The sequence below is a fragment of the Paenibacillus sp. FSL L8-0158 genome, assembly GCF_038592965.1.
Taxonomy (GTDB): Bacteria; Bacillota; Bacilli; order Paenibacillales; family Paenibacillaceae; genus Paenibacillus; species Paenibacillus polymyxa_D.
On the sequence record NZ_CP151949.1, the window covers coordinates 1,974,969 to 1,999,641 of the forward strand.

General features: G+C 44.8%; 26 protein-coding genes and 1 other RNA gene. 17 read left to right on the forward strand and 10 right to left on the reverse strand.

What is annotated here, in order from left to right:
* Nucleotides 1-87: 87 nt before the first annotated feature.
* Together NSQ68_RS09085 and NSQ68_RS09090 are read right to left on the reverse strand one after the other, a co-directional pair.
* Entirely contained in the window at nt 88-276 is a 189-nt protein-coding gene (locus tag NSQ68_RS09085; RefSeq protein ID WP_342428646.1) for a hypothetical protein, read from the reverse strand.
* Nucleotides 277-283: 7 nt separating this feature from the next.
* Nucleotides 284-517, reverse strand: a complete 234-nt coding sequence (locus tag NSQ68_RS09090) for a hypothetical protein (protein WP_013309704.1) — start codon at nt 515-517, stop codon at nt 284-286.
* 173 nt (nt 518-690) lie between these two features.
* On the opposite strand from NSQ68_RS09090, the gene NSQ68_RS09095 reads away from it, so the two are divergent.
* The 5 genes from NSQ68_RS09095 to NSQ68_RS09115 all read left to right on the forward strand — a co-directional run bounded on the left by NSQ68_RS09095 (nt 691) and on the right by NSQ68_RS09115 (nt 5,106).
* Complete coding sequence (locus NSQ68_RS09095; RefSeq protein ID WP_013309706.1) at nt 691-888, forward strand: cold shock domain-containing protein; 198 nt, start codon at nt 691-693, stop codon at nt 886-888.
* Between the two features lie 208 nt (nt 889-1,096).
* On the forward strand, nt 1,097-2,515 hold the full coding sequence (locus NSQ68_RS09100) for an MATE family efflux transporter (protein ID WP_342428647.1): 1,419 nt from the start codon (nt 1,097-1,099) through the stop codon (nt 2,513-2,515).
* A 189-nt stretch (nt 2,516-2,704) separates the two neighbouring features.
* Nucleotides 2,705-3,784, forward strand: a complete 1,080-nt coding sequence (locus NSQ68_RS09105) for a tetraprenyl-beta-curcumene synthase family protein (protein WP_039269998.1) — start codon at nt 2,705-2,707, stop codon at nt 3,782-3,784.
* 23 nt (nt 3,785-3,807) lie between these two features.
* Nucleotides 3,808-4,779 carry a 6-phosphofructokinase gene (gene pfkA, locus NSQ68_RS09110; protein ID WP_250244511.1) on the forward strand — a complete coding sequence of 324 codons (972 nt, stop codon included), beginning with the start codon at nt 3,808-3,810 and terminating at the stop codon, nt 4,777-4,779.
* A 117-nt stretch (nt 4,780-4,896) separates the two neighbouring features.
* Entirely contained in the window at nt 4,897-5,106 is a 210-nt protein-coding gene (locus tag NSQ68_RS09115; RefSeq protein ID WP_013309710.1) for a DUF3906 family protein, read from the forward strand.
* Here NSQ68_RS09115 and NSQ68_RS09120 read toward each other — a convergent pair.
* The 4 genes from NSQ68_RS09120 to NSQ68_RS09135 form a co-directional block, all read right to left on the reverse strand.
* Nucleotides 5,103-6,473, reverse strand: a complete 1,371-nt coding sequence (locus NSQ68_RS09120) for an MATE family efflux transporter (protein ID WP_342428648.1) — start codon at nt 6,471-6,473, stop codon at nt 5,103-5,105. The genes NSQ68_RS09115 and NSQ68_RS09120 overlap by 4 nt on opposite strands.
* Nucleotides 6,474-6,669: 196 nt before the next feature.
* Nucleotides 6,670-7,848 carry a putative glycoside hydrolase gene (locus NSQ68_RS09125; protein ID WP_342428649.1) on the reverse strand — a complete coding sequence of 393 codons (1,179 nt, stop codon included), beginning with the start codon at nt 7,846-7,848 and terminating at the stop codon, nt 6,670-6,672.
* A gap of 216 nt (nt 7,849-8,064) precedes the next feature.
* Entirely contained in the window at nt 8,065-8,253 is a 189-nt protein-coding gene (locus tag NSQ68_RS09130; RefSeq protein WP_080658605.1) for a hypothetical protein, read from the reverse strand.
* Nucleotides 8,254-8,425: 172 nt separating this feature from the next.
* A complete protein-coding gene (locus NSQ68_RS09135; RefSeq protein WP_307349493.1) occupies nt 8,426-9,247 on the reverse strand; it encodes a YitT family protein in 822 nt (273 codons plus the stop codon).
* 325 nt (nt 9,248-9,572) lie between these two features.
* Between NSQ68_RS09135 and NSQ68_RS09140 the strand changes: the two genes are divergently transcribed.
* The 4 genes from NSQ68_RS09140 to NSQ68_RS09155 all read left to right on the forward strand — a co-directional run bounded on the left by NSQ68_RS09140 (nt 9,573) and on the right by NSQ68_RS09155 (nt 13,002).
* On the forward strand, nt 9,573-11,162 hold the full coding sequence (locus tag NSQ68_RS09140; RefSeq protein WP_029516709.1) for a DEAD/DEAH box helicase: 1,590 nt from the start codon (nt 9,573-9,575) through the stop codon (nt 11,160-11,162).
* Nucleotides 11,163-11,385: 223 nt separating this feature from the next.
* Nucleotides 11,386-12,147 carry a DUF624 domain-containing protein gene (locus tag NSQ68_RS09145; protein WP_307349496.1) on the forward strand — a complete coding sequence of 254 codons (762 nt, stop codon included), beginning with the start codon at nt 11,386-11,388 and terminating at the stop codon, nt 12,145-12,147.
* Between the two features lie 58 nt (nt 12,148-12,205).
* Nucleotides 12,206-12,400: non-coding RNA, 6S RNA (gene ssrS / locus NSQ68_RS09150), on the forward strand.
* A gap of 209 nt (nt 12,401-12,609) precedes the next feature.
* Nucleotides 12,610-13,002, forward strand: a complete 393-nt coding sequence (locus NSQ68_RS09155) for a DUF1499 domain-containing protein (RefSeq protein ID WP_013309718.1) — start codon at nt 12,610-12,612, stop codon at nt 13,000-13,002.
* A gap of 91 nt (nt 13,003-13,093) precedes the next feature.
* On the opposite strand, the gene tpx is transcribed toward NSQ68_RS09155, so the two are convergent.
* Nucleotides 13,094-13,612 (reverse strand): thiol peroxidase, encoded by a 519-nt coding sequence (tpx, locus tag NSQ68_RS09160; RefSeq protein ID WP_023988020.1) that lies wholly within the window; start codon nt 13,610-13,612, stop codon nt 13,094-13,096.
* 119 nt (nt 13,613-13,731) lie between these two features.
* Between tpx and NSQ68_RS09165 the strand changes: the two genes are divergently transcribed.
* Nucleotides 13,732-14,355: a rhomboid family intramembrane serine protease gene (locus tag NSQ68_RS09165; protein ID WP_029516712.1), complete on the forward strand. Its 624-nt coding sequence runs from the start codon at nt 13,732-13,734 to the stop codon at nt 14,353-14,355.
* Between the two features lie 97 nt (nt 14,356-14,452).
* On the forward strand, nt 14,453-15,391 hold the full coding sequence (locus NSQ68_RS09170; protein WP_342428650.1) for a LysR family transcriptional regulator: 939 nt from the start codon (nt 14,453-14,455) through the stop codon (nt 15,389-15,391).
* Nucleotides 15,392-15,479: 88 nt separating this feature from the next.
* Here NSQ68_RS09170 and NSQ68_RS09175 read toward each other — a convergent pair whose 3' ends face one another.
* Together NSQ68_RS09175 and NSQ68_RS09180 are read right to left on the reverse strand one after the other, a co-directional pair.
* Nucleotides 15,480-16,151 (reverse strand): zinc metallopeptidase, encoded by a 672-nt coding sequence (locus NSQ68_RS09175; protein WP_023988023.1) that lies wholly within the window; start codon nt 16,149-16,151, stop codon nt 15,480-15,482.
* A 42-nt stretch (nt 16,152-16,193) separates the two neighbouring features.
* Entirely contained in the window at nt 16,194-16,625 is a 432-nt protein-coding gene (locus NSQ68_RS09180; RefSeq protein WP_049816952.1) for a MerR family transcriptional regulator, read from the reverse strand.
* A gap of 294 nt (nt 16,626-16,919) precedes the next feature.
* Here NSQ68_RS09180 and NSQ68_RS09185 point away from each other — a divergent pair, with 294 nt between their 5' ends.
* The 4 genes from NSQ68_RS09185 (at nt 16,920) to NSQ68_RS09200 (ending at nt 20,939) form a co-directional block, all read left to right on the forward strand.
* Nucleotides 16,920-18,323 carry an ammonium transporter gene (locus tag NSQ68_RS09185; RefSeq protein WP_307349503.1) on the forward strand — a complete coding sequence of 468 codons (1,404 nt, stop codon included), beginning with the start codon at nt 16,920-16,922 and terminating at the stop codon, nt 18,321-18,323.
* Between the two features lie 48 nt (nt 18,324-18,371).
* Complete coding sequence (locus NSQ68_RS09190) at nt 18,372-19,454, forward strand: DUF294 nucleotidyltransferase-like domain-containing protein (protein ID WP_342428651.1); 1,083 nt, start codon at nt 18,372-18,374, stop codon at nt 19,452-19,454.
* A complete protein-coding gene (locus NSQ68_RS09195) occupies nt 19,451-20,188 on the forward strand; it encodes an exonuclease domain-containing protein (protein WP_342428652.1) in 738 nt (245 codons plus the stop codon). Before NSQ68_RS09190 ends, NSQ68_RS09195 begins: the two co-directional genes overlap by 4 nt.
* A gap of 169 nt (nt 20,189-20,357) precedes the next feature.
* Nucleotides 20,358-20,939: a TlpA disulfide reductase family protein gene (locus NSQ68_RS09200; protein WP_342428653.1), complete on the forward strand. Its 582-nt coding sequence runs from the start codon at nt 20,358-20,360 to the stop codon at nt 20,937-20,939.
* Between the two features lie 39 nt (nt 20,940-20,978).
* Here the strand turns inward: NSQ68_RS09200 and cimA are convergent, their stop codons facing one another.
* Entirely contained in the window at nt 20,979-22,595 is a 1,617-nt protein-coding gene (gene cimA, locus NSQ68_RS09205) for a citramalate synthase (RefSeq protein WP_342428654.1), read from the reverse strand.
* A gap of 292 nt (nt 22,596-22,887) precedes the next feature.
* Between cimA and NSQ68_RS09210 the strand changes: the two genes are divergently transcribed.
* Both NSQ68_RS09210 and NSQ68_RS09215 read left to right on the forward strand, forming a co-directional pair.
* Nucleotides 22,888-24,168: a DNA polymerase IV gene (locus NSQ68_RS09210; RefSeq protein WP_342428655.1), complete on the forward strand. Its 1,281-nt coding sequence runs from the start codon at nt 22,888-22,890 to the stop codon at nt 24,166-24,168.
* 161 nt (nt 24,169-24,329) lie between these two features.
* The gene (locus NSQ68_RS09215) at nt 24,330-24,572 is read left to right on the forward strand and encodes a ferredoxin (RefSeq protein ID WP_013309730.1); all 243 of its coding nucleotides are present in this window, start codon (nt 24,330-24,332) and stop codon (nt 24,570-24,572) included.
* Nucleotides 24,573-24,673 lie beyond the last annotated feature (101 nt).

Below are 24,673 nucleotides of genomic sequence, written 5' to 3' on the forward strand. Positions count from 1 at the left end.
ACAGGATGCATGTAACGGCAGATCCTCCTTATACCATGGCTTGTTATGCCATAGTATGACCTCTTACGCCCGAAAGTATAATTTTCCTTACTGTAGGTTGGAACCTATATTTAATAAGCTGTATACAATGAGATAAAAGGCAAAGCAAACCATGATTACAGCAGTGAGGGCCATCCACTTTTTGAGAGGAGTCGGTATCGTATCACGCTTCATGATCAGCACTCCGCCCAGCGTGAAGGCCAGAATAATGAAGATGAGATAGCTGTTGGACACCATGAATAGGCTAGACCTGTTTGAAAGCGTTCATGATCCGCTGCCATTCTTCCTCATTATCTTGAAAGGACTGCTTGGGAAACCGATTTTGAGCCCAATGCATCAGCGCCGGACGGCTTAAAAACGTGTGGGCTTCCTCGCCCCAATCATCGGATATTTCCCGTAGAACGATGTAACGGCCCTGCACCTCGACAGTCATCATGTTCCAATTGTCTTTTTTGTATATTTCGTGTTTTTTCATCATATGCATGTCTCCGATTTTATAGATGTTTTGGTTCATGATACCGCAGTTTCCGCCGCAAAAGCAAATCATTCCAGCCCAAAAAAACCGGAAAAACATCAATTGCATTGTGAAAAAGCATGAAGTATAATATGGATATTCGCCATAGATGGCGGTATTTTTAGGAGGTTGTTCACTTGAAAGGTACAGTTAAATGGTTTAACGCAGAAAAAGGTTATGGCTTCATTCAAATGGATGGTGGCGAGGACGTATTCGTACATTTCTCCGCAATCCAAGGCGACGGCTTTAAAACTTTGGAAGAAGGTCAAGCGGTTGAATTCGAAATTACTGAAGGTAACCGTGGACCCCAAGCAGCTAACGTAATCAAACTGTAAGTGTAACTGAATTGTAAGAATGGTTCCGTTTCTACGGATGTCTTATATATTACGGTTAAACTATGAATTGAGAGCGCAGTTCCTTTATTTTAAGGGACTGCGCTTTTTTGCGTAAATACGTTTATGATATGAGAAGATTGAGCAGGAATAGGGTATTATACGTAATAAAACTAGGCAGAAGGCATTATAAATTGAAGGAGTTGAGAAAATGAGTGCAGCAGAGGCTAGTCGTATGCCTTCCCTGATTGAAGGTCCTATTGCCAAAACGCTGTTTATGTTCTCTTTGCCGATGCTGTTCGGCAACATTCTGCAGTCCCTGAATGGAACGATTAATTCGATCTGGGTTGGGAAATTTCTGGGGGAGGCCGCCTTGACTGCCGCTTCCAACGGAAATATTATAATGTTTTTTCTTATCAGTTCCATTTTTGGTGTCACCATGGCTGCCAGTATTATGATTGGACAAAATATCGGAGCAGGAGACGTAGCTGAAACCAAGCGTGTAGTAGGTACAAGTGCAGTCTTTTTTCTGGTGCTCGCTTTTGCTATAGGTATTATCGGATTTTTGAGTGCGCCTTGGATACTTCATGTACTCAATACCCCTGCTGAATCGGTAGATATGGCGATCACGTATACGCGTATTATTTTCGCAGGCATGCCCTTTTTGTACGGCTATAATTACATTATGACTGTAATGAGAGGGGCTGGAGATTCCAAAACACCATTTTATTTTCTGATCGTTTCCGTCGTACTGGATGTATTACTCAACCCGCTGTTAATATTCGGATGGGGACCGATTCCTGCTATGGGCATTGGAGGATCCGCTACTGCTACCCTGATTGCTCAAGGGATCAGCTTTGTGTTGATTCTCATTTATCTATATCGTGTAAAATATTTTTTGCGCATTACATCTTCAGAGCTTCACTTACTTAGATTTGATTGGAAGATTATTTGGACCCTAATCCGTAAGGGAGTGCCGATGGGGTTGCAAATGATTGCTGTCTCTACTAGCGCGATTGCTTTAATGAATCTGATTAACGGTTACGGGACAGTGGCAGCTGCAGCTTATACAGCAGCCAATAATTTGTCCAGCTATGTACAGATGCCGGCAATGGCGTTAGGTGCAGCTGTATCTTCCTTTGCCGCTCAAAATATCGGAGCCGGGCGTTGGGATCGAGTGCGCACGACAACCTGGATTGGGATTGTGTATAATTTTGTATTGACTGGTGGAGCTGTGGTATTAATTTACGTGTTTAACCGTCAGGCCTTGCTCATGTTCCTTCCTTCTACGGGGGGTGCATTGGAATTGGGAATGCGGATTAATATGATCACCTTGTGGTCTTTTGTTATATTCGGTGTTACCAATGTCATTACTGGTGTTGTTCGATCAACGGGTTCCGTAATGATACCGCTTTTAATTACCATTATTTCATTATGGGGCATTCGTATACCTTTGGCCTATGTATTTATTGATGAGTATGGTCTAGATGCTGTATGGTGGAGCTTTCCTGTTGGTTTTGCTATCTCTGCCGTAGCAGTCATTTTCTATTATGCTTTCGGGAAATGGAAGCAGGCAAGTATGGGAGAGGGAATCCAAGGCGTGAAGCCAGCAGAGGACATGGATAGCTAGGCCCTTTATACTATTTTCGACTAATAAAACATTACAGGTATAAAGTCTTTTAATGAGAACAGCTCATTTTTCTTGAATTTTAAAGAAAAAAGTGAGGTTGTTCATTTGTGCTAAAAGGACGATCATATTATAATGGATATGGTTTGGATAGGTATAATTACGTAGACAACAATGTGGAGGCACCGTCATTTGAGTTATGTTGAGCAAGGACGTTATCAAGTACCGAGAGGCCCCATAGGTCTAATGAGCCGAATGTACAAGCACATTCTCCCTGAAACGAAACAAGAATTGAGTAACTGGAAGAGCAAGGCCGAACAAATTCCGGACCCTGAACTGCGAAGCCAGGCGCTTGCGAGCATAGCGGATAAGACATTTCACTGCGTGGGTGGAGCGGTTTATGCCGCAGCTAATATGTCTGCCCGGCAGACGTTAATTCCGCTGATCGTAGCGTATCAGACCATTAGTGATTATCTGGACAACCTGTGTGATCGCAGTACGTCCATGGACCCGGATGATTTTAGGCTGCTGCATCAGGCTATGCTGGATGCGATTAATCCGACGGCTAGGCCAGTGAATTATTATGAGTTGCGTCGTGAGCAGGAGGATGGCGGTTATTTGACTGGGCTGGTGACAACCTGTCAGTCTTGTGTAAGCAGGCTTCCGGGCTATGAGGCGGCAATGCCTTACGTTCAGGATTTGGCGCGATTATACACGGATTTGCAAGTATACAAGCATATTAAACCCGAGCTGCGGGAACAAGCGCTTTTGGACTGGTGGTCGCTTCATAAAGACCGTACACCAGAGTTGCGCTGGAATGAGTTTGCTGCGGCTACCGGTTCAACTCTGGGGGTCTTTATGCTGTTTCTTGCTGCCAGCGACCAGCATCTGACAGATGCGGGGGCTGCCTCAATACATGCATCGTATTTTCCACATGTGTGCAGTCTTCATATTTTGCTGGATTATCTAATCGATCAAGACGAAGACCGGAAGGGCGGAGATCTTAACTTTTGCAATTATTATGAAGATACCGACATGATGCTAAACCGGATCGCCTACGTTGTGAATCGGGCGCGGGCTGATATTGCAGATGTCCCTGCCAGCTCCTTTCACCGGATGATTATCGAGGGATTGCTGGCTTTATATTTATCCGACCCTAAAGTTAGCGAGCAGCAAGACGTTCGCGCTGTTTCGAGACGTTTAATGAAAAATAGTCCGCTCATGCGTTTGTTTTTCTTATTAAACAGTCGATGGATAAGAAGGCTTATATGATTATTTTGAGGAGGTCATAAACCATGACAGCAGTTAAGAAAATTGCAGTATTAACAAGTGGTGGAGATTCACAAGGGATGAACGCGGCAGTTCGCGCCGTCGTACGTAGCGGATTGTATTTCGGACTGGAAGTATTCGGGATTCAACGTGGTTATCAAGGCCTTTTGAACGACGATATTTTTCCAATGGATCTGAGAAGCGTCGGAGATATTATCCAACGTGGGGGTACTGTACTTCAATCTGCAAGATGCCTGGAATTTACGACTGAAGAAGGGCAGAAAAAAGGCGCGCAAATTTTGCGTGACCGTGGGATTGACGGCGTAGTCGTGATTGGTGGAGACGGTTCCTACCAAGGAGCTAACAAACTGACCAAGCAAGGCATTAAAACCATGTGTCTTCCGGGTACGATTGACAATGACATTTCCTTCACGGACTACACGATTGGTTTTGATACAGCGGTTAGTATCGTAGTGGACGCAATCAACAAGCTGCGTGATACAATGTCATCTCATGAACGTTCTTCCATTGTTGAAGTTATGGGACGTCATTGTGGTGATATTGCTCTGCATGCGGGTCTGGCTTCTGGTGCAGAAACAATTTTGGTACCTGAGGTAGAATTTGACCTGAACGAAGTATCTGATCGTATGAAACTAAATTTCAAGCATGGCAAGCGCCACAGTATTATTATCGTTGCGGAAGGCGTAGGCAAAGGCGAAAATGTAGCAAAGGTAATCCAAGAAAACTGTCCGGATTATGAGCCTCGTGTTACAGTGCTTGGACACATCCAACGTGGAGGCACACCAACCGCGTTTGACCGCAACCTGGCGAGCCGTTTGGGTGACTTTGCTGTTCGCCAATTGATCGAGGGCATATCTGATAAGGCTTGCGGAACAATCGACGGTAAGTTGGTAGCCACAGATATTGACAAGGTTGTAAATACTAAAAAAGATTTCAACATGGAGCTTTATGAGCTTGCTTTGCGTTTGTCCCAATAATAAGAGCCTTCTACGTACAGTAGATTGGTTCTGATATTGGAAAAGATCAAAATTATGCGGATGACCCGAGTCATCCGCTATTTTTTAGCTTTGAGTCCTATCAGGAGGTAGTCATACATGTATCTATTCAAAATCGAAGTGGATAGTTCGGAAGGAGCGCTGACCGTCATTCTCGCTGCTGAAAATGAAGAACAGGCATTTGAAGAGATTGAACAACATGTGGAGAGACACTTTCTATATCCTCCCAAGCTGAATGAAGTGGCTATTGTGGAGAAAAAACGAATAACTTTAGGCGCAGCATATGTAATCGAGACACGCAAAGGTTAAATAACCTCTGCGTGTTGTTTTTTTTCGGAGAAACGACGTTGTACTTTCACCAGACGCCAGAGAAGTAAAATAGCGCCTACTGCCAACCCTGTAATCAAACCGATCCAGTAGCCGTAGGGCCCCAATGAAGTCCAGCGTGCCAGTATATATCCTACAGGAAGCCCAATGACCCAATAGGAGAGGAATGTGAGCAAAAAGGCTGGATTGACGTCTTTATAACCGCGTAGCGCTCCTTGTGTAGGTGTAGCGACAGCATCAGATATCTGAAAGAAAATCGCATAGATTAGAAAATGCTGTGCCAATTGAATGACCTGCGGATCGGTGGAGTAAAGTCGAGCGACCTGTTCACCCCAGATAAGCAGTACAATAGCTGTTATCAGTGATAGACCTACTGCGCTGCTGATGCCCATTACACTATAAGCTTTGGCATCCCGCGGGCGAGTAGCTCCTGTTTCATAGCCAACCAGAATCGTAAGTGCCATACAAATGCTGAGTGGAATCATATACAACGTAGATGCGAAGTTCATGGCGGCCTGATGTGCGGCTATGGTAGCTGTATTATAGCTACTCATGAAGAGAGTGACTGCTGAAAAGACGGCAGTCTCAAAAAATATTGCAAATCCAATCGGTACTCCAATCTTGATGAGCTCTTTCAAAGCACCAACAGCAATCCCGTATATTTTGCTGAAGATTCGGTATTCGGCAAATATTTTTCCTCGATGCGCAGTGATACCGGCGACTAGCATAATGATCCAGTAGGTGGTTGCCGTTGCCACCCCGGAGCCTACACCTCCCAGACGCGGAAAACCCCAGTTTCCATAAATAAGTAAATAGTTCAACAATACATTAATGGGTAACGACATGAGCGTGATTAACATCGTAAAGCGGGTTTGTCCCAATGCATCCATAAAGCTTCGGAGCACCGTGTAGGCAAATAGAGGCACAATTCCGAAGGCCATAGCACAAAGGTAGTACAGAGCTACATTATGAACTCTCAATTCCAGACTCATACCATTTAGAATAGGCTTGACCAAAATGATGCCAGCAATCAAAACGACCATGGATAGGGCAAAAGAGAGCCAAAGTGCCTGAATGACATAGTACGAGACTTTGTCTTTGCGCTTTGCTCCAACCAATTGAGATGCAATGGGCGTGATAGCCATAAGTATTCCGTTAAGGCCTGTTTGTACAGGAACCCACAGGCTTACTCCAATGGCTACTCCAGCCAGATCGGCAGGGGAAAAGTGTCCCGACATATTCGTATCGAAAAAAGTCATGGCAGATAGTGCAAGCTGGGTAATCAGGATAGGGAGCAAAATGTAGATAAGCTGCTTCCATTTCTGCCCCGTTGTTAAAGTCAATTGCATTTTTGTTTTCCTCATTTACTAGGGATTGATTATTCGTATGTATCATAACATGTAAGTATTTATTGTAAGGGATACTGTAACATTTGAACAGTAATAAAAAAGACTGCACCCGTTCGCTAAACAACGGGACAGCCTTCGAAATAATTATATAATTTCTAAATTTCGTATTAGATAACGAGAAGTCCGGAGAGATAAATTATTTGTAAGTTACTCCGCTTGAATAGCGGTTTGAGGCATTCCAGAGTAAATATTCATCCACTTTCATGTCCTTAAGCGCTCGAATTTGGTCCTCAACTTGAGTTTTTCCATACTTGGCATAATGTCCGCTCCCCAGCCAACTTGCGGTAAAATCCTGGATCCAAGGACGAATAATTGGTTTTAGCTTGCCCGTCGGATCGAGCTTTTTGTGTGTATCGGCCATGGAGCCTTTAATTGTCTGGTAGGGATTCTTATCAGGGTCTTTTACACCGAACCAGCCTGTGGTGTAGTGACTTGGATAAACCATGGGTGAAATGACATCCACATTTTCGGAGATTTTAGTGAAATCCTGTCCGATTCCCTCCGCAGCAGGAACGGATGCGGCATATCCGAAAATATCTACGGATACTCGTACACCTAATGGAGCAAGCTCTTTACGGGCATATTGTACGAATTCAGCGACTGCATCCGAGCGGGATTGATCTGATTTGGTATATTTCAGCTTGTCTGCTCTTTTCTCAAAGCCTTCGGGGAAACGTACATAATCAAATTGAATTTCCTTAAAACCAAGTTTGGCTGCTTCTTTAGCGATGGCTATATTATAATCCCATACTTCTTTATTATAGGGATTGACGAACCCGTCTCCCTTGCCGTTTTTCCAGACAGAGCCGTCAGGATTACGGAAAGACATCTCGGGATTTTTGTTGGCCAGTACCGTATCTTTAAATACGACAATACGAGCAATCGGGTAAACCTTATGCTTTTTCAATCGGTCCATCAAACCGGAAATATCCCGAATGAATTTTTGCGGCTTGCCCAATTTGAGCAGCTCGGGATTGGTCGTTGGATAAGTGATATAACCTGCATCGTCTTTAATATCAATAACCATGGAATTGAGCTCTGTCTTGTCAAGCAGTTCAAGCAGCTGGGTCATACGCGAACCGCCTGCACTATAAGCTGTGACATAAATGCCCTTGATAGCAGGAGTCATCGGCTGTGGGTCAATTTTAACCGGAGGATTGGAGGCATCCACCTTCATATTATTGTGCTGAGCCTGAATCATGGCGCTGCTAATTGTTGTTGCCACCGTATCTTTTACATTTGGAGCGTTGGCTGACTGATCCCCGTTTCCGCCTATTCCCATCGCCAATAGCATAATTGCCCAAATCATAGTCATTTCCTAACTCTCTCCCTTATGTATGTCGCTTACCTGATTATACGTAAAGTTATGTATCGAAAAACAACACGCTTGTAACCAATACTGGAATCATCAGGCACATTCTTACATGATTAACCCAATTTATGTTCATTGAATCCATAAAAATGCATAAATAATGCCGCTCTCTTCGCGGTTGTAGATGCAACCGGAAGAAGCGGCACTTGGTAAAGAAATTTATTGAAGATAATTATTGTCTTGATGCTCGCAAATACTGTACTGAATAATTTCTAGCGCATCCGTTGGCTTGAGTATGGACATCCCGTCCCGAAGTACAATCATCGAGTTCAGCTCATCCTTTTTGAGAGAAGGGAGCATTTCCGGGTACCATCTTAAGACAATGTCGGACAGTTTTACCGTTTCCATTTCCACAAAAATCACCCTTTCCTGCTCGGAATCATTCCAAAAGAATCATTCAATACGATTCGGAAAAGCAAAGTGCCTGTGAAATAGCAGGTAAAGCTGGTCTTTATATACTATGGGAACAGCGCACATATAGTGTACCACAGAAACTGTATTTTGACACTTGGGTTTGTGCTTATCTTCGGCGAAATGAACCCATCACCCCAACCGTTTCCACAATATTGACAAAAGCAGAAGGGTCCACCTCTTTAATGATGCGTTTTAATTCAACTAGCTCGTAGCGTGTTGTGACAGTCATCAGCATGTCCTTTTCGGTATGTGAAAATGCGCCTTCAATTTTTATTTTGCTAACACCGCGTGGTGTGGTCAACATCCGCTCCAGTAGCTTGTCAGTGTGCTCTGTAATAATGTAGACGGTAATCTTCGTGTGACTGACATAGATTTGATCTAACACTTTGCCAGTCACAAAAATAGATAGCATCGACGCAAGTGCAATATTCCAATCATCGTTCAAATATCCTGCTGCAAGAATGACCAGTCCATTCATGCCAACAAGTACAGTTCCTACGGGGAAGTCACGATAACGAGTGATGATGGAACCGATAATGTCAAAACCGCCCGTAGACCCCCCTACCCGAAAGGAAATTCCTGCTCCAACGCCGATCATCACTCCACCAAAAACGGAGGCTAGCAGGGGGTCCGACACGACAGATTGCACCGGCACCCAGGCCAAAATCCATGTTGTAACGACAACGGATAAAATGCTCAGGCTAATAAAACGCTTGCCTAAAATAAACCAGCCTGCAATAAGCATCGGGATATTGATAATAAAATACATCGCGCTGATATCAAATTTTGTGAAGTAGCCAATTAACATGGAAAGCCCAGCTACTCCTCCGCTCAGCAAGTGGTGTGGCACGAGAAACAGATTAAAACCGCATGCAATGGCAGCGGCTCCAAGAATGACAGTTAAGCAGTTTAACACCATTTTTAACAACTTATTTTCACCTCATTTAAATTATACGGGAAGCAACTTGCTGGTATTCATGAATTGTTTTGTGCTATAATGCGATGTGGATATTCTTGAGTAGGGACCTATGTCCAGAGAAACACTTAAAATTTAAACTGTTTTAAAAAGGATAAATTCGTTTAAGATGTATCGGATAGGTTCCCCAAATTCATTACAGAAAGATGCAGTTATAGGTCTAAATAAACTGTCACTGTATTGGGGAAAACTTATACAATAATATCGCTACTTAAGAATACAGACAACATTGTGGATTGTCCACATCATCCACCATTAAGAAGGAGTTTGAATAAATTTGACGACATTTGCAGAATTTGATCTTGAACCGAAAGTAATTCAGGCGATTACAGAACTGGGTTTTGAAGAAGCAACACCAATTCAATCGCAATCCATCCCGATTGCTCTACAAGGCAGAGACATGATTGGCCAAGCCCAAACAGGTACTGGTAAAACTGCTGCGTTTGGTATTCCGCTGATCAACAAAATTTCTAGAAGCGACGAAAAAATCAGAGCCCTGATCATGGCACCAACACGTGAGCTTGCTATCCAGGTAGCTGAAGAAATCGAAAAACTCTCCCGTTTTAAAGGTCTTCGTACTTTGCCAATCTATGGTGGACAAGATATCGTACGCCAGATTCGCGCTTTGAAAAAGAAACCTCAAATTATTATTGGTACGCCAGGACGCTTGCTTGACCATATTAATCGCAAAACCATCAAGCTGGAAGATGTAAACACAGTTGTTTTGGATGAAGCAGATGAAATGTTGGATATGGGTTTTATGGAAGATATTCAATCCATTCTGAAGCAAGTTCCAGACGAGCGTCAAACGATGCTTTTCTCGGCTACAATGCCTCCTAATATTAAAAGATTGGCTGAGCAATTCCTCAAAAATCCTGAGCATGTTTCAGTTATTCCTAAACAAGTTAGTGCTCCACTGATTGATCAGGCCTATATCGAAGTTCCTGAGCGTCAAAAATTCGAAGCATTGAGCCGTTTGATCGACATGGAATCCCCAGAACTTGCTATCGTATTTGGCCGTACCAAGCGTCGGGTAGACGAGCTGGCTGAAGCTCTGCAAAAACGCGGATATTCTGCAGACGGTTTGCATGGTGACTTGTCTCAAAACCAACGTGATGCTGTAATGCGTAAATTCCGTGACGGAAGCATCGACGTGCTCGTGGCGACTGATGTAGCTGCCCGTGGTTTGGACGTTTCCGGCGTAACTCACGTTGTTAACTTTGACCTTCCGCAAGATCCAGAAAGCTATGTTCACCGTATTGGACGTACTGGACGTGCAGGTAAAGAAGGGGAAGCTTGGTCTTTCGTAACGCCTCGTGAAATTGACCATTTGCACTTTATCGAACGTGTAACTCGTCACCGCATTCCACGCAAGCCGCTTCCAACGTTGGCTGAAGCTTTGGAAGGCAAACAACGTATCATTGCTGAACGTCTCCTAGAGGCTGTAGAAAGCGGTGAGCTGAACGAGTACAAAGGTTTGGCTATTCAAATGCTGGAGCAATATGATTCTGTACAACTTCTCTCCGCAGCTCTGAAGCTGATGACTGGTGAGAAGAGAGAAGCATCGATTGAGCTGACTCCAGAAGATCCGATCCGTGCAAAACGTCGTAAACCAGACGTGCGTTCTGGCGGTCGCAAGCCTTCCAACTACAGCGGTCGCAGCAACGGTGGTTACAATTCCAACCGTTCCGGTGGTAGCGGCGGTAGTGGCAGCAAAGGTGGATATGGCGGTTACAACCGTGGCAAAGAAGGCGGTGGCTACAACCGTGATTCCGGAAGCCGCTACAGTGGAGATCGCAAACCACGCCCGAGCAGCAATGGAGAAACTCGTCGTCCTGCAAGACGTGAAGATTCCTCTTCCGAATAAGAAATGAAATAATGAAAAGTCGAAGCAGATGAAGCTTCGGCTTTTTTATTATGATTGAATCAGTATGTATGAACCTTTTAGCAATCTACTTTAATGAGGCACTTATTGATTTCACTGGCGCATTAGGGCTGAAATACGGTATGATATAGCCAAGAGCCAGAATTTATAGGCATAGCAACATGAGTCTTGGAACTGCCAAGGCTTGCGGAGGGAGAGACTGACATTGGAGTTTAAAGGAGCTATGGGTGGTATTTACCGCCTGACCGAGTGGATTACCCGATTGGCGGCTACAAATTTGTTATGGGTGTTATGTTCGTCGCCTTTTGTGTTCTGCCTCATACTGAAATTACTTGTAATGAATCAGAATTTGGCTAATGAATCTTTACAAATGAATTGGGCGATGGCTGTTTTGGCACCGCTTACTTTATTTCCAGCCACATCGGCTATGTTCACAGTGGTTCGCAAATGGGTAATGGGGGATACCGATACAGGCGTGTTTCGTACCTTTTTTAAAGGGTACAAAGAGAACTATAAGCAGAGTCTGATCGGGGGTATCTTTTACACGTTACTGTTTGTCATCATGTATGTGGATTATACCGTATATATGACACAACTCAGCAACTTGCAAATCGTGGGCGTAATTATGCTCATTCTTATCATTATTTTGCTTGTGTCTATGTTTAACTTCTTTTCGATGGTGGCTCATTATCATATGTCTACCGGACAAATTATCAAAAATGCGGTTTTACTAACGCTGATTCGACCATTCCGTGTATTTTCCACCATGCTCGGCAGCGCCGTTGTTATATTTATCGGAGTCAAATATCCTGTGCTTTTCTTATTCTTCATTGGTAGCGTAGTTGCCTGGTTCGCTTTCTTTAATTTTTATGGAACATTCCTCAAAATGCAGGATCAAATGGAAAAGATGAAGCAGAAAGATGAAGATACGGTAAGCATTGAAGACAAGAAAAGTGATAACCTCTAAAAATAAAACATATTTCTCCTAGCATTTACTTTCTGAGTGAGAAGCGCTATAATAAGGTCACATCCTGCGATGCACGTTACGGTCATTTGTTGTTTTGAACCAATGACAATGTCTAGGGAGATCTATACGGATGAATAGCTGAAAAGCCCTGTCAATTCCTGACAAGGGGACTTCAAAAGTTTATTCTGCGGTCACCCACCTGCTAAAGCAGGTTCAGAAGACGCTATGGTCGGACGGCATCGGCGGGTACTCCAAAGATAATGAATACACTCTGTTCATGCTTCGTGCAGAAACAGGGTGTTTTTTGTATGCAACAATGTTAAACTAAGACATGAGGTACTAAGGTCGCATACCACAGGTATGGTCGGTTAACTTTTTGTTGTTTAACGTTTTATAAAGCGCTTGCAGCAGAAAACCGATGTGCTGTATTATGGCAACGATTATCGTGAAGGAGGAAATGTCTTGTCGTTGAAGAGGACTCTGGTAGGGATTGTGCGCAGCCAAGAAGGTACAAGCGACCGGGTCAAGGACCCCCAAATGAAGACACGCTATTATAACTTATCGAGAGACAAGGCTTGGGAAGAAGTATCATCTATTTTAAAAAAAATTCCTGGCTACAAGGTACTCCATGAGGTGGCATCCGTAGGTGAGATTACGTTAGAGAAGCGAACGGCGTTCGGTAGAACTGTCGACATTACCGTTTCCATATTGTCCGTCTCGCCAGTTCGGAGTGCGGTGGATATTTATTCTGCTTCACGCGGATCGCTAGGGGACTTGGGCGCAAATTACCGTATCATTTTGCAACTGTTCGCTGTGATTGACAAGAAGCTGTCTGCTCATAAGGTCGTGCAGTGATTGTAGATGTGTGAGCAGTGATGTGGCAGACAAACGTCAAAAAAGCGAGGAAGGCAACCCTTCACTCGCTTTTTTAATATGCAGTCTTGATTTAGACGAGTTTTTTCACTGCTGCAATCGCTTGGTCATAGTCAGGGTGTTCGGACATTTCGCTCAAGTATTCTACGTAAGCAATTTTGTCATTTTGATCAATCACAAAAATAGCTCTATGATCCAAATGGAATTCCTTGATGAACACACCATAAGCTTCGCCAAAGGAATGGTCCTTATAGTCGGACAGTGTCAATACGCGGTCAATACCGGCAGCACCGCACCAACGAGCTTGAGCGAAAGGCAGATCGACGCTGACAGTCAGCACCACGACTTGATCCCCAAGGGAATCAGCTTCCTGGTTAAAACGTCGAGTCTGTGCGTCACACACACCTGTATCCAAAGAAGGAACAACACTGATCAGTTTGACTTTGCCTGCAAAGTCTTGGAGCGTAGCTGCTTCTAGCAAGTTCTTCTGTAATTTGAAATCAGGTGCCTGATCTCCAACCTTCAGTTCAGGACCTAAGAGTGTCAAAGGATTGCCTTTAAAAGTAGCAGCTCCTGTACGTTCTTGTGCCATATGTAATAGCCTCCTTGGTTTTTAGCATTGGTTATCGTTGCCGAAATCTATTATAATCTTTTATAAAAGACATTGTCCAATTTGAATAAGGTGGAGACACCCATGAAAGAAGGATTGCCTTGATTTTTTTACGTTATGAGAACTGGAAAAGTTATTTGCGGTTTTACCCAGTAACCTGTCTGATTTTGCTTATTAATATTGTGATGTTTATTGTACTCACCGTACAGGGTGGATCGGAAAATAGTTTGACGCTGATCCGATATGGAGCTTTGATTAATGAAGCGCCATTCACTGATCAACTGTGGCGATATGTATCAGCCATGTTTTTACATGCAGGGTTTGATCATCTTCTGTTCAATTCCTTCGCCATACTCGTCTTCGCTCCTCCGCTGGAGCGTTTGCTGGGGTCCTTCCGCTATGTGTTATTGTATCTGGTCACGGGTATTGTAGGGAACATACTGTCCATTGCCCATTACAACATGGTGGCGGAAACGACAGTCTCTGTAGGAGCCTCAGGAGCGATTTATGGCATCTATGGGGCGTTTCTGTACGTTGCCTTGTTCCAACGTTCCTTGATGGACGATGCTTCGCGCAAAACGCTGTACACGCTGCTTGGGTTTGGTATTCTGTTTTCTTTTGCTGTAGCGAACATTAATTGGACCGCTCACTTTGGGGGATTGCTCAGTGGTTTTTTCATGTATGGATTATTGATTAGATTGACTGGCCAGCGCAAACGCCACTAAAGACAGTTTTACCGTAAGTTAGCAGGGAAGAAAGATGATGATGTTCGATTGACGTCTTCTTCCGGATGTTGAAAAACAGATTGGAGCGAATATCGGAGTGGAATTACGACAGTTACAATACTTCATGAAGGTAGCGCAAAAAGAACATGTCACTCAGGCAGCCGAGGAGCTACATGTGGCGCAATCTGCGGTAAGTCGGCAAATTCATCAGCTTGAAGAGGAGCTGGGAGTCAATCTTTTTATGCAAAAAGGTCGCAATTTGCAGCTTACGCCAGTGGGACAACTATTTTGCAAACGGGTTGAGACGATAATAAAAGATCTAGAGCGAGCTGTTTTGGAAGTTCATGAGTTTTTGGATCCTGAGGGGGGCGAAATCCGCATCGGTTTTCCGCACAGTTTGGGGATTCATCTTATTCCTACGGTGGTGGCTGAATTCCGAAAGCGGTATCCCAATGTTAAATTTAGATTTAAGCAGGGGATGTATCCGAGTTTAATTCGTGATGTATTAGCGGGTGAGGTGGACTTGGCTTTTGTATCTCCTTTTCCGGATCGTCATGATCATGTAGAGGGGGACGTGGTACTGACCGAGGAGCTGTTTGCTGTTCTCCCGCCCAATCATCCTTTAGCTACGGCCAAACATATCACGCTGAGCCAGCTTAAAGGAGAAAAATTCATCCTGTTCAGAGATGGATATTCGTTACGTCCGATTGTCTGGCAGGCTTGTCTGGAGGCAGGATTTACGCCGGATATCGCTTTTGAAGGTGAGGAGACAGATACGATTCGCGGATTAGTTGCGGCTGGTATGGGAGTCAGTCTTTTGCCTGAAATGGCGTTGTTTCAGACCAACCCGCTTCAACCTGCAAGAGTGTCAATTGTTGATCCAGAAGTCACGCGAACTATTGGCTTGATTCATCGCAAAGATGATAAATTGCCATTAGTTGCAAAGTCATTCCGAACTTTTTTGTTGCAATATTTTGGCCTTAAAGGTAGTGTTGCTACTCCGAACGGAAGTGCAAAAACGGATTTAAGGCAGTGAGTATAGCTGATTGGTTTTAGATAAAGAAAAAGGTTGTTCCCTACCGTTAACTTGGTAGAGGAACAACCTTTTTTTGCAACACAAGCAATTAATCCCGGCTGTTGAAGATACCGATTAAGCGGATTAGTTCCAGCAAGGAAACAAGAGCTGCAGCCACATAAGTTAATGCAGCAGCATTTAATACTTTGGCTATACCCCGTTCTTCATCACTACGGATAAACCCTTCGGAAACCATAATTTCTCGGGCCCGGTTGGAAGCATTAAATTCAACCGGTAATGTAATTAATTGAAAAGCAACAGTAGCTGAGAAAAAGATAATACCCAAGCCAATCAGGTTCGTGTAGCTGAATAAAAAACCGGCAATCAGCAGAAACGGTGCAATCCCGGAAGCGAAGTTTACGATCGGAAAGATCCGGTGACGGAGTGCCAGCATGGGATAATGCTCTTTATGCTGAATGGCATGACCAACCTCGTGACAAGCTACGGCAACTGCGGAAATGGATTTTTCATAATAAACGGGCTCGGACAGCCGTACGACTCTTTGCATTGGATCATAATGGTCAGATAACGCACCAGGTACTGGTTCAATAGGCACATCATGCAAACCGTTGCGATCTAGCATATGCCGAGCTGCATCATAACCGGTCAACCCATTTTCATTTGGGACATCAGACCATTTATTAAAAGTACCTTTTACACGGAATTGCGCCCATAAGGATAATCCGAACGCAAGAATAATCAATATATACATACCCATCATAAAGCAACCCTCCAATATTGTTCATCATACTAGCCCGGGTATCTACATCATAGAACTATGCTCCAGCAGATACTTCAGAGCTTCGATACAAGCAGCGCTTTGTGGTAGTAGACCAGTAAGCAACTTGCGCGCTTGAACGGGCTTGAGCTGCCCCAAGAGAGGCTGTAGTTCATTGACTTCACGTTCTAGACGCTGCATGTGCATCTCCAGACTCGTTAGTTTGTCAGTGACGTGCTCTTCCCCCGCAACCGAGTTCCATTTAATCAGTGTCTGTCTGATTTCCTCTAGGCTATACTTCTCTTGTTTCATTTGGTTAATACGTTCAAGCCTGTTTAAGGTTTCATCATTATAGAGCCGATAATTTTTCAATGATCGTTCTTCAGGTGTGATCAAACCAAGCTTTGTGTAATAATCAATAGTTCGTTCGCTGACACCAGCTGTCTTGGCTAGCTCACCAATTCGATACAGTTTCATATCCCCATCTGTCTTCACCTCGCGCTCTTCGTTCAACCTTCAATATTAGCATTTGCAAACGGAGTGTTTATAAAGAATATTTTACATGATTCCCAACCATACAGTCAAACGTTATGCTTTTTTTGAACAGAAACAAGCTACTTTTATAGTTAGTAAATATGACATGGAGTGTTTGGAACCATATTTTTTTAACATAATAAAAAAAATCTTGTCAACTTTCATGTATTCTGATTATAATGACAATAAGAATTTCACGAAATGTAAAGAAACTTAACATTCGAGGGAGTGGGCTTCATGAGAAAAAAGTGGTTAGTTGTATTATTGGCCATGCTGACAGTATTAGCTTTTCCGGTAGGTGCGTTTGCTGCTGACGGTCCGACAAATATTCAACTTCAAGCCGGGCTAAACACGGCCTTTACGTTCTTGGCATTTATACTTGTATTTTTTATGCAAGCGGGATTTGCATTGCTGGAGGCAGGCTCGACACGAATGAAGAATGCGGGTCATGTCGCTGGTAAAACGATTCTCACCACGGGTGTTGCGGCTTTGTCCTTCTGGGCACTTGGATTTGGATTCGGCTTTGGTAATGATGGCGGAAACGGATTTATGGGACTGACGGGTTTCTTCATGAGTGGTACGGATGCGGCTGCATCGTTTGATGCTCTCTCGGGTCTGGATGTTCCGATTACAATTATGTTTTTGTTCCACTTTGCTTTCGCTGCGGTATCACTTTCTATCGCATGTGGGGGGATGGCAGAGCGTGCAAAATTAAGTGTATACATTATTTTCGGTATTTTGTTCTCCATCGTGATTTATCCGGTTGTAGCTCACTGGGTGTGGGGCGGCGGATGGCTTGGTAAATTGGGAATGCAGGATTATGCCGGTTCGACGGTAGTCCATTTGACAGGCGCTACGGCGGCACTCGTCGCTACGCTGCTGCTCAAACCGCGTCTGGGCAAATTCAATAAAGATGGCAAGCCGAACATTATCCCTGGTCATAACCAGGTGTACTCTATCTTGGGTGTTATTATTCTCTGGTTTGGTTGGTTTGGGTTTAACCCGGGTAGTGCTGTATCGGCTATGAACGACGGATTCTTTGGATATGTGGCCTTGACTACCAATATTGCTGCTGCGGCAGGTGGGGTTTTCGCTTTGCTCGTATCCTGGATGGTATATGGAAAAGCAGATATTCCTGCTATGCTAAATGGTGTGCTGGCGGCTTTGGTTGCTATTACTGGTTCTTGTGCCTTTGTAGCACCTTGGGCGGCACTGGTCATTGGTGCAGTTGCAGGGATCGTTACTTTCTTCACAGCGCAATGGTTCGAGCGTGCAAGAGTAGACGACCCGGTATATGCTTTCTCCGTGCACGGTGTTGCAGGGATGTGGGGCGCAGTGTCCACAGGGTTCTTCGCTACTCCTGAGCTTGTAAAAATAACTGGTGTAGGTCAAGCGGGTCTGTTCTATGGTGGTGGATTTACCCAATTAGGAGTGCAGCTGCTTGGACTGATTGGCACTTTGGCTTTCGTATTCGTCATTTCCTTCATTATTCTGGGTGCGATGAAAGTAATTATGGGTATTCGCGTTACGGAAGAGGAAGAAACAATGGGATTGGATATCAGTGAACACGGTACGTACGGCTATCCTGAGCAAATGAAGTTGGTTGCTGAGGCTGAAAAGCGTTCTGGAATTGTGAACTAATATGTAAAATATAAAGAACCAGTATGGATGAGCGGAGGAGATGGAAGTATGGAACTGCAAAATATGGCACCTTGGGTGAGTTCCGCCGAAGCGATTGATCATGCAGATACACCTGAATCGCTAAGGCAGGCCAGGGTCGACTCTCAAAAATGGCTGCTGGCTTCCCAAGCCTCCGCTCCGTTATCAGACTGGTTACAAACGGCGAATGAAATGCATGACCGCATCGCGGCCAGAGCTGTACAAATGTGCGAAAAAGGGATGGTTGAGGATGGCTTCGGCCCTCCTCCCGTCCCTTACGCATTTATAGCCTTCGGAAGCATGGGGCGCTCGGAATCGACGCTGTGGAGTGACCAGGATAACGGTATGATTATCAGTGACATAATATCTGCTGACAAAGAATTATATTTTAGAGAGTTTGGTCGCAAAGTGTCTGCGATGTTAGAGTATTTGGGATATCCCAAATGTGAGGGGAAAGTAATGTGCTCGGAGCCGTTATGGCGTCAAACATTATCTGAATGGCAAAAACAGCTAACAAAATGGTCGGACGATTTTGCTTGGGAGCCGATCCGTTATCTGATTATCTCGTCTGATATGAGGCATATCGCTGGAGATGAACGACTATCTGCAAACTGGAAACGAAGTTTTTATGAGTTGTTCCGAAAACATCCTGATTTACCCTCGGCGGTACTTAGGAACACGGTGAGGCATAAAGCGACACTTAATATTTTAGGTCAGGTTGTTACCGAGCGCTTCGGTGAGCATGCGGGCGATTTTGATGTGAAATACGGGTTGTACATTCCGCTGGTGAACGCAGTCCGTTTTTTGGCGTTGCAACATGGTGTAGAGGAAACCTCCACCTTCAAAAGGCTCAGTCGTCTCGCATCACTGGAAGCGGCACCGTCGCCTTTACTCGATGCTTGCGAGCGTGCCTTTCGGATTGCGCTTCGGCTACGAATGGCTACGCCATTGAAGGAGAATGATGGATTGCTGGTCAGCAATGGTTACCTGGCTGTAAAGCCGCTGAAACAAGGTAAAGGCTGGCATGAGTTGCGCGAGGCGCTTTCGACGGTACGACGGCTGCATCGTGCGTTGCAAAGGCAGTTGCGATTTATGGAAGGGAGAAGGTCATGAAGGAACCAGCGCAGGGAAGTGGCTTCTGGAGCGCTCTCCGGAGAGGAGGAGTGCCGTCTGCGATCGCATCTGTAATGGGGGCTCCTACGGCTCAACAGATGGCGTTTATTCGCTCCTTAACCCGGGAGCAACGGCGCTCTGAAGTATTGCGGACCCCGCTGGATCGTTTGGAGACGGTAGTTTTTGATCTGGAGACAACGGGATTTTCAGCACAGCATGGAGATGAGATTTTATCGTTCGGGGCGATTCGGGTTGTTGGGGACATGATTATGGAAAAAGAGCAGTTTTATACGCTTGTTAATCCACGGACTGTGATTCCTGAGCACATTACCGAACTGACTGGGATTACCCGGGAAATGACGGATGAAGCTCCACCACTTATGAATGGACTGCACGACTTTATGTCCTTTGTAGGTGGGCGAGTACTTGTAGCACATGCTAGCGCTCATGATAAGGCCTTTTTGAATGCTGCATTATGGAAAACATCTAAAGTCCAATTGACTCATCGTGTTCTGGATACGATGATGCTTGCCAAATGGCTCGAGCCACAGCAACATCAAACCTACAGTTTGGATGAATTGTTGGCCTCCCAATCCATTCCGATTGAAGGGCGGCACCATGCGTTAGAGGATGCGAAAATGACGGCTAAGCTGTGGGTTGCGTATGTTCAGGAAATGTTGAAGCGTAACGTGATCAATTTGGCAGATGTCTACGCGCATTTAAGTCATGCCTGATTCAGTGCAAGGCATAGCATTCATATACACATAAAACAGCAAGTTCGCGATTTCGTGGGGTTGCTTTTTTTTGCGTCTTGTTCAGATTTAGAAGGTTAGAGGTGGGAACAGTATGGGCATCCTATGGAGAAGGTAAGGGTCATTTAGATGAAAGACAGGTGATAAGACTGTGAAAAAATTTCTTTTCATCAGAGTGATGATTATGCTGGTTGTGGTTGGGGCTTCATGGGGAGTTATTGCAAATACAACTTATGCAGCAACCCTGTCCATGAAATATGCACCATTAAAAGAGGGGGATGGTAGAGAAAAACTTGGTCAACGGCTTCCTTCTATGATTTTAAAGGGGTTAAACGGCAAGACCTACGATGTAGGGGCCACGCGCAATAAGGCTTTGGTTATTAGCTTTTGGGCTTCATGGTGCGATCCGTGCCGATTAGAAGCGCCTATGCTGAATGAGTTGTATAGTAAGTACAAAGATGATGTAGAGGTGTATGGTATCAATGTAACTCGTTATGATCGATTGGAGGATGTACACAAGTTTTCCCGCTCTTTGGATCTCCAATTTCCCATTTTACTTGATGAACAAGGAGCATTGTTTGAACGATTTGGAGGAGTGGCTTTTCCGACTCATGTAATGGTTGATCCTCATGGACAGGTCCGCGAAATCATCATCGGCATGCTCAGTGAGAAGGAGTTGGAACGCAAAATAGAAACTCTTCAAAAAAAGAAGGTGTCTTTGGGGGCCGAGTAGACCGCCAAAGACACCTTATAAGCTCATGCGAGCAACTGATTAATGATTAACTAATCCATGATGAGTAAGCTCTGACTGATCGTTTGTTGGAGTTGGTGCTTCCAACAATGCGTAACGGAAGCTGTCCAAGAGAGCTTCCCAGCTGGCTTCAATTACATTTTCGGATACGCCTACGTTACTCCAGACGTCCTCGTAATTTTTAGACTCAATGAGCACACGTACCTTGGCGGCGGTGGCATCCTTTTCGTCAAGCACACGTACCTTGTAGTCAGCCAAATGCATGTCACGCAAAGCAGGGAAATATTGAGAAAGAGCCTTGCGGAGTGCGTTATCGAGCGCGTTGACAGGACCGTTGCCTTCAGCTGCGGTATAGACACTCGTCCCTGCGACATTCAGTTTCAAGAATGCCTCGGATACGACCGGGCGACCGGCTGTTTTCTCTACCAGCACTTTGAAGGACTCAAAAGAGAACATTTCCTTCACTTCACCACCTGCTTCACGAATGAGCAGTTCCAGCGAAGCGTCCGCGCCTTCAAACTGGTATCCCTGATGCTCCAGTTCCTTGATGCGGCTAATTACGCCACGTGCCTCATCACTGGATGGGTCAAGGGTGATGCCCAGCTCTTGCGCTTTGGATACCACGTTGCTTTGCCCGGCCAGTTCGGAGACCAAGACCCGCTGCTTGTTCCCCACAAGTTCAGGAGCGATGTGCTCATAAGTTCGCGAGTCGCGCAGAATGGCTGACACATGAATGCCCCCCTTATGGGCAAAAGCTGCATTGCCAACATAAGGCTGGTTCACAGGCATATTGGCGTTGGCGACTTCACTCACAAAGCGGGCTGTATTGTGGAGTTGACTTAACTTCTCAGTATCTAGACAGTCGTAGCCCAGCTTTAGTTGCAAATTAGGAATGACGGAGCACAGGTTAGCGTTACCGCACCGTTCACCGTATCCGTTGATAGTACCCTGAACCTGCCTTGCGCCTGCTTGTACAGCACTTAGAGAGTTCGCTACTGCCAATTCGCAGTCATTGTGTGTATGAATACCCAACTGTGACCTCGTTATCTGGCTTTGCAGCATAGTGACAATTTCCTGAATCTCATGCGGCAGGGTACCGCCGTTTGTATCGCACATCACGAGCCAATCCGCGCCTGCTTCTTCAGCTTTTTTCATAACGGCCATTGCATACTCGGGATTGTTTTTAAATCCGTCAAAAAAATGTTCGGCATCAAAAATAACCTCCATGCCCCCTTGCTTTAAAAAGGCGATGGAGTCATAAATCATAGACAGATTTTCCTCCAGTGTCGTCTGTAAGGCAGTGTGTACATGAAAATCCCATGATTTACCCACAAGTGTAGCAGCCTGAGCGCCGGATTCCAGAATTCGTTGCAGATTGACATCCTGTGCTGCGATGCTATCTTTGCGGCGCGTGCTGCCGAAGGCGACAATCTTTGCCCGAAGGCCCAGTTCTTGTACCCGTTTGAAAAATTCGATATCCTTGCTGTTGCTTCCGGGAATCCCGCCTTCAATATAATGAACACCGAGATCATCGAGTTTTTTGGCGATTTTCAATTTGTCGTCAGCAGACAAGCTAATTCCTTCTCCTTGAGTGCCGTCTCGCAGCGTTGTGTCAAAGATAGAAATAGCGGTGGACATGAGGGACTCCTCCTTTGCGGATTGCTCAGATTGGTGATATTCTGCTTTTTTAAGCACATTAATTTAGTTGTTTAACGCTTAAAAACAGGAAAGCGTTAGTTTGTCGTGTTCGTATGTTAGTCGATTATATCAACTTATGACTTCAATTGTAATATATAATTATCATTTTTAGCCGCAAAACCTCTATTTTTTATGTAAAATAGAAATAGTACTTAAGGGTATCTCAAGTATAAAATCAAAACACATATTCCCGCGATGACGGGTGAATTTACAGATAAAAGAAGGGTTGAGCATGAAAGATGTCAGTGCTTATTATCCGGTTGGCGGGCGAGTTATTCTGCATGTGGATATGAACGCATTTTATTGTTCCGTTCATGCCGCGGAGGAGCCAGAGAAATATAAGGGACTGCCTACCGCGGTGGCAGGCAGTAGTGAGCTGCGCAAAGGTGTAATTGTAACCTGCTCTTATGAAGCCCGACGATTGGGCATTTCAACAGGAATGGTCGTTCAGCAGGCTCGCCGGATCTGTCCACAGCTCATCGTAATACAGCCTGATTTTCACTTGTATCGTCGTTATTCCAAAGCATTTATGAGCATTGCATATTCGTATACGCCTATGCTGGAAGCAACTTCAATTGATGAGTGCTATCTGGATATTTCTGGCTCCAAACAGTTTGGAACACCTATGGAAATTGCTGAGGAAATCCAGCGCAGAGTAGAAGACGAACTGGGCTTACCCTGTTCAATTGGAGTTGCTCCCAACAAGTTGCTGGCCAAAATGGCCTCTGATCTGAAAAAACCGCGCGGGATCTCTGTTCTACGTTTGCGTGATGTACCCAACATTTTGTGGAACCTTCCTTGTGGTCAATTGTTTGGTGTGGGCCGCAAAACGGCCGATAAGCTTCTACAAATGAACATTCGCACCATTGGGCAACTGGCTAAGGCTGATGAACATATGCTGGTTGGCGTATTTGGTGTGACGGGTTCGTGGTTAAAATTGGCTGCTAACGGGATTAATCATTCTCCAGTCAGCGCTGAACGGGAGCCAAACAAATCCATCGGTCACACGACTACCCTACCTATGGATGTGGTAAAGCTGGAAGAAGCCCAACGGGTACTTCTTAACATTAGTGATCAGGTAGCCCGGCGGCTTCGACGACACGGTATGCTGGCAGGAGGTATACAATTGACGATTCGGACGCCGGATATGAAGACCTTTACGCGTTCTCAAGTCAGGAGCACTCCTACGGAAAGTGCAGAGGACATATATAAGGAAGCTTGTGCGTTATATCGTCGCCATTGGGGAGAAGATAAGCCTGTGCGCTTGCTGGGGATTACGCTACAGCAGCTCATTCCAAAGGAGGAAGCGGCCGTTCAAATGGATCTATTTGAATACCAGGATCAGCCCAAGAAAGAAAGCTTATTGAAGACGATGGATGCGCTGCGCGACAAGTTTGGTGAAAATGCAATTTTGACCGCTGGGATGCTGGGAGATGATCCTTCGGTACTTCTTCGCAACTCTAAGTTGCGCGGAACTTCGCTGCAAAAAGACAATCTACCAACTCCGGAATGAACTATTGGATAGATTATTGCAAGCATCACAAGCTTGCGTTATAAGCATTTTTTGCATGAAGGATAAAGGAAAATAATTTGTAATAATATTGGGTTTGTATTAATATGTGAATAGAATGCAAAAGCTGGTTTGTTTGATTGTATAGGAGGAAGAGAAAAGTTATGGCTAAATACACTTGGGTAGAAAAAGATACATGCATTGCTTGCGGAGCCTGTGGCGCTACAGCACCAGACATTTATGATTATGATGATGAAGGTTTGGCTGAAGTGATTTTTGAAGGGGATGCAAACCAAGGCATCAAGGCGATCTCGGAAGACCTGTTTGATGATATGCAGGATGCTTGTGACGGTTGCCCTACGGATTCCATTAAAGTAGCAGACGAGCCGTTCAATAAAGAAGGTTAAGTGTAGGCTTCTTTGATAGGCACAGCACCGACAGTTCCCTTCGCCGTATAACGGTGAAAGTAAGCTGTTGGTGCTGTTTTTTTAGGTTATAGAATGATTCA

Coding starts and splice junctions, on each gene's coding strand:
- NSQ68_RS09085 (WP_342428646.1), bottom strand. CDS start 276: ATGGTGTCCAACAGCTATCTCATCTTCATTATTCTGGCCTTCACGCTG.
- NSQ68_RS09090 (WP_013309704.1), bottom strand. CDS start 517: ATGATGAAAAAACACGAAATATACAAAAAAGACAATTGGAACATGATG.
- NSQ68_RS09100 (WP_342428647.1), top strand. CDS start 1,097: ATGAGTGCAGCAGAGGCTAGTCGTATGCCTTCCCTGATTGAAGGTCCT.
- pfkA (WP_250244511.1), top strand. CDS start 3,808: ATGACAGCAGTTAAGAAAATTGCAGTATTAACAAGTGGTGGAGATTCA.
- NSQ68_RS09115 (WP_013309710.1), top strand. CDS start 4,897: ATGTATCTATTCAAAATCGAAGTGGATAGTTCGGAAGGAGCGCTGACC.
- NSQ68_RS09120 (WP_342428648.1), bottom strand. CDS start 6,473: ATGCAATTGACTTTAACAACGGGGCAGAAATGGAAGCAGCTTATCTAC.
- NSQ68_RS09125 (WP_342428649.1), bottom strand. CDS start 7,848: ATGACTATGATTTGGGCAATTATGCTATTGGCGATGGGAATAGGCGGA.
- NSQ68_RS09130 (WP_080658605.1), bottom strand. CDS start 8,253: ATGGAAACGGTAAAACTGTCCGACATTGTCTTAAGATGGTACCCGGAA.
- tpx (WP_023988020.1), bottom strand. CDS start 13,612: ATGGCACAAGAACGTACAGGAGCTGCTACTTTTAAAGGCAATCCTTTG.
- NSQ68_RS09175 (WP_023988023.1), bottom strand. CDS start 16,151: ATGATGGGTATGTATATATTGATTATTCTTGCGTTCGGATTATCCTTA.
- NSQ68_RS09180 (WP_049816952.1), bottom strand. CDS start 16,625: ATGAAACTGTATCGAATTGGTGAGCTAGCCAAGACAGCTGGTGTCAGC.
- NSQ68_RS09185 (WP_307349503.1), top strand. CDS start 16,920: ATGAGAAAAAAGTGGTTAGTTGTATTATTGGCCATGCTGACAGTATTA.
- NSQ68_RS09190 (WP_342428651.1), top strand. CDS start 18,372: ATGGAACTGCAAAATATGGCACCTTGGGTGAGTTCCGCCGAAGCGATT.
- NSQ68_RS09195 (WP_342428652.1), top strand. CDS start 19,451: ATGAAGGAACCAGCGCAGGGAAGTGGCTTCTGGAGCGCTCTCCGGAGA.
- cimA (WP_342428654.1), bottom strand. CDS start 22,595: ATGTCCACCGCTATTTCTATCTTTGACACAACGCTGCGAGACGGCACT.
- NSQ68_RS09210 (WP_342428655.1), top strand. CDS start 22,888: ATGAAAGATGTCAGTGCTTATTATCCGGTTGGCGGGCGAGTTATTCTG.
- NSQ68_RS09215 (WP_013309730.1), top strand. CDS start 24,330: ATGGCTAAATACACTTGGGTAGAAAAAGATACATGCATTGCTTGCGGA.